Origin of the sequence: Candidatus Chordibacter forsetii (genome assembly GCF_964187505.1) — a bacterium.
GTDB classification, from domain to species: domain Bacteria; phylum Verrucomicrobiota; class Verrucomicrobiia; order Opitutales; family Seribacteraceae; genus Chordibacter; species Chordibacter forsetii.
The window spans coordinates 1-3,429 of record NZ_CAXLML010000064.1; the positions used below are offsets into that span (position 1 = coordinate 1).

A 3,429-nucleotide genomic window follows, 5' to 3' on the forward strand; every position below is an offset into this window, starting at 1 on the left:
TTGCCTTTTTGTCAGCCGGCGAATTGATCATCGGAAGAGCGGGCGAAGGAAACTGGGCCCGAGGGAAAACCGACTCAGGCCTGCAAAAGATCGTTTACTCGGGAACTACTCCTTTCGAAATCCACCGGATCGAATTGCAAAAGGATGGGTTTCTTTTTCATTTCACCCAACCGGTTAACCAAGTCATCAAACTTGATCCTAAAAACTTTGGGGTCCAAAGCTACCATTACCCGTACGGACCGAATTATGGATACCCCAAAACTGATATCCAAAAAATCGTACCGACGAGGGTGGAGCAATCATTGGACGGAAGCACCATTCGGGTAATGATTCCGAACTTGGAAGAAAGAAAAATTTACCAGTTTAATCTTCCAGAGCTAAAAGATCCGGACGGAAAAAGTTTACGAAATCCTGTCGCCTACTACACACTCAACGAACTGTTAGAAAATTAATGCTTGGGGTTCTCGAACCATACGACATTTTCTCTGTTCTGACCGGCTATAAAAATGTCGTTATTACCATCTCCATCCAAATCGCTGATCAGTGCATCATAGGACATTTGATTTCGGCTTAGACTGGTGGTTTAGGATTTGTTCAAATTATTTAATTTGATCCATCCTCGTGGGCTTTCCCGAGGATCATATCTTCAAGGACTCCGGCCTGTTCACCCAGCATACAGATGACTGCTTTGAGTTGTGACACAGTTGACAAATCATTATCGGATAAGCGACCCGTCGAATCAAGGGGTTGAACCAATAAATCATCAATCAAACTGCAAGAGATATCTGCCATTGAACGGGCATCACCTTCTGGCTTTTTAATATCTACGGATCGGGCTTGGGGAGTTTGGATAATTTTCATAGGCCCTCATATAATAAGGATTATGGTAGACGTATGGTGTCCATATAGAATTTAATCCTTTGCATGGATACCGAAGAAACCACTTACAAAGCGCTACACCGGATGTTAGGCATCCACGAATATTTAAACAAGGAACGGGCGCCCGGACTCCCCTCCTTATCCAAAAGGTTTGGTGTATCCACCAAGACGATTCAACGCGATATCGCCTTTATGAAGAAGGATATGAACCTGCCTATTGAATACTCAAGAGAGTATAAGGGATACCGCTATACCGAAGCGGTTATCGATATGCCGGCGATGAAGCTTAGTAGGCAGGAGGTCTTTGCTCTCCTCGTCGCCCGTTCTTCAATCGAGCAATATCAGGGGAGTGCATTCGAAGATCCTCTGGTGAGTTTTTTCAAAAAATTACTCGCTCATCTCGCTCCTCTCGATCTTAGCAATATGGAAAACATGCACCGCTATGTTTCCTACCTGTCCAATGGAGTAAGCACGGCAACTTATGAAACTCTGGAGTTATTGGGAAAGGCTTGTCGCGATAGCCGGGAAATCGAAGTTCAATACCGGGCAGCCAGCTCGGGCAAACAAGGAAAAAGAATTTTACGCCCCCGGCATTTATTCAACCATGGAGGAAACTGGTACCTGCTCGCATCCTCTGCAAAATCTGATAATGTGGCGTGTTACCACTTGGCCCGCATGGGAAGTAAGATCAAAGTGGGAAAGGAGTATCCAGCCTATAAACCATTTGATCTAACCGCGGCAAGAGAACATGCCTTTGGGGCATTCTTCGGAAAACAACAGTTTAAGGTAAAAGTGATTTTTGACCAAGTGGCTGCACCCTTTATTCGTGAAAAAATATGGAATAAAAGTCAGGTTGTAAAAGAGCGGGGTGACGGAGCAGTGGATTTTGAAATCACGGTGTGTGACCTAGTGGAGATTAAATCATGGATATTGTCATGGGGGATCCACGCCAAGGCCATAAGTCCAAAAAAACTTGTTACTGAAATAGGCAAGGACCTTGCTCAAGCGAGCTCCCAGTATAAGTAGGTCTTACTTCTTTTTTGACTTTTTACTCATTGGTTGGTTTTTCCACCATTCGCTTGGTCCCTCTTCTGCAACCTGTTTATGCACGGAAAGCAGCAGTGCACTCATTTCTTCGAGCTTTTGTGGTTTCGACTGGGCTAGGTCGTTCCTTTCCTGCCAGTCCTCATCGATCTTATATAATTGGAATTTGTCCAATTGAACATTGGCTAGAACCTTCCAATCTCCCTTTCTAAGAGCCACATGTACTTGGGGATCAGCAAGGTGATTCCTCCAGTACATCGGAACCTTTCTATCTATCTTCCCGCCAGAAAAGAGAGGCATGAAATCAGCACCATCTATTGTACGATCCGTGGGTAATGGAATATCGACGATTCCAAGGATAGTAGAAAATAAATCAGAACCGATAATCGGAGCCTTATGTTCTCCGACCGGAATCCTGCCTGGCCAACGAGCAATTCCCGGAACGCGAATACCACCCTCGTGAGAAGATCGTTTACGTTCCCGTAGCCCACCAGTTGAACCTCGGGTTCTTCCTTTGTTCCCCCTGCCCTCCGGTCCATTATCTGAGGTAAAAAACACAAAGGTGTCACCCGCTAAGTCCATCTTGTCCAGTGCGTCCATCAACTTGCCAAAGGCATAATCGATTTGAGTAATATTCCCGTGATGCTGTCGAAGTCCTTCGTCTTTGAGGTGTAGGTAGGGCTTCATGAACTCTGGAGAGGACTCGATAGGTAAGTGAGGTTCATGAGTCCAGACATTGAGAAAGAATGGCTTTCCTGGCTCCTTAATATCTTTGAGCCAGCGAATGCCCTCTTCGACCACCAGAGGGGCGGAGTATCCATTCAACCTGCCCATATCTTTTCCATTTAAAACAAAATTTGTGGGGTTTTTGTGATTAGGATGAGCGTTATTCTGGGTGGCCATCCAATGATCAAACCCATGATCATCGGGCTGGGGATGTTTTGCATGATTAAAATAACCATTTAGATGCCATTTACCCACATGACAGGTAGCGTATCCCTTTTTCTTAAGGAGTTCAGGAAGGGTAATTTCGGACTCACGTAGATGAATCGGACTTTGGGGAGGAACCCAGCGCCATACCCCATTCCTGAATGGCGTGCGACCAGTCAGGATTGCGGCACGCGAAGGAGAACAGACGGCACATGCGGAATAAGCCTCAGTAAACTTTGTTCCCTGAGATGCAAACTTATCCAAGTTGGGGGTCTTGATCTCGGGGTGTCCATAGCAACCCAAGTCCCCCCAGCCCATATCATCAGTCAAAAAGATAACGAAGTTGGGAGCATCTTTTTTTGCAAAGAGAGAAAAACTAATCAGGGTCAGCGATAGATAAAATAATATTTTCATATAGGAAATGCTTTGTGTGAACTTAAGGATTCCGAAAGTGGGGTGCTTGAGGCACATAAGATTCTAATTGTTTTGAGAGCAAGGCAGTGATCTCTGAAAATGTTGAATTGCCTGCAAGGTTGGTTACCTCTTCGGGGTCCATTGAATGATCGTAGAGTTCCT

General features: G+C 45.2%; 3 protein-coding genes and 1 pseudogene. 2 read left to right on the top strand and 2 right to left on the bottom strand.

Features of this window, described 5'->3' with window-relative positions; translation table 11 throughout:
- Window positions 1–452, top strand: a pseudogene (locus ACKPQ4_RS02865) (hypothetical protein); the annotation flags it as partial.
- 151 nt (window positions 453–603) lie between these two features.
- Here the strand turns inward: ACKPQ4_RS02865 and ACKPQ4_RS02870 are convergent.
- Entirely contained in the window at window positions 604–861 is a 258-nt protein-coding gene (locus ACKPQ4_RS02870; protein ID WP_407679706.1) for a hypothetical protein, read from the bottom strand.
- A 63-nt stretch (window positions 862–924) separates the two neighbouring features.
- On the opposite strand from ACKPQ4_RS02870, the gene ACKPQ4_RS02875 reads away from it, so the two are divergent.
- Window positions 925–1,905 carry a helix-turn-helix transcriptional regulator gene (locus tag ACKPQ4_RS02875; RefSeq protein WP_407679707.1) on the top strand — a complete coding sequence of 327 codons (981 nt, stop codon included), beginning with the start codon at window positions 925–927 and terminating at the stop codon, window positions 1,903–1,905.
- Between the two features lie 3 nt (window positions 1,906–1,908).
- On the opposite strand, the gene ACKPQ4_RS02880 is transcribed toward ACKPQ4_RS02875, so the two are convergent.
- On the bottom strand, window positions 1,909–3,267 hold the full coding sequence (locus ACKPQ4_RS02880) for a sulfatase-like hydrolase/transferase (RefSeq protein ID WP_407679708.1): 1,359 nt from the start codon (window positions 3,265–3,267) through the stop codon (window positions 1,909–1,911).
- Window positions 3,268–3,429 lie beyond the last annotated feature (162 nt).

Bases quoted from the DNA above. Each gene is read 5' to 3' on its own strand.
- ACKPQ4_RS02870 (WP_407679706.1), bottom strand. From the start codon at position 861: ATGAAAATTATCCAAACTCCCCAAGCCCGATCCGTAGATATTAAAAAG.
- ACKPQ4_RS02875 (WP_407679707.1), top strand. From the start codon at position 925: ATGGATACCGAAGAAACCACTTACAAAGCGCTACACCGGATGTTAGGC.
- ACKPQ4_RS02880 (WP_407679708.1), bottom strand. From the start codon at position 3,267: ATGAAAATATTATTTTATCTATCGCTGACCCTGATTAGTTTTTCTCTC.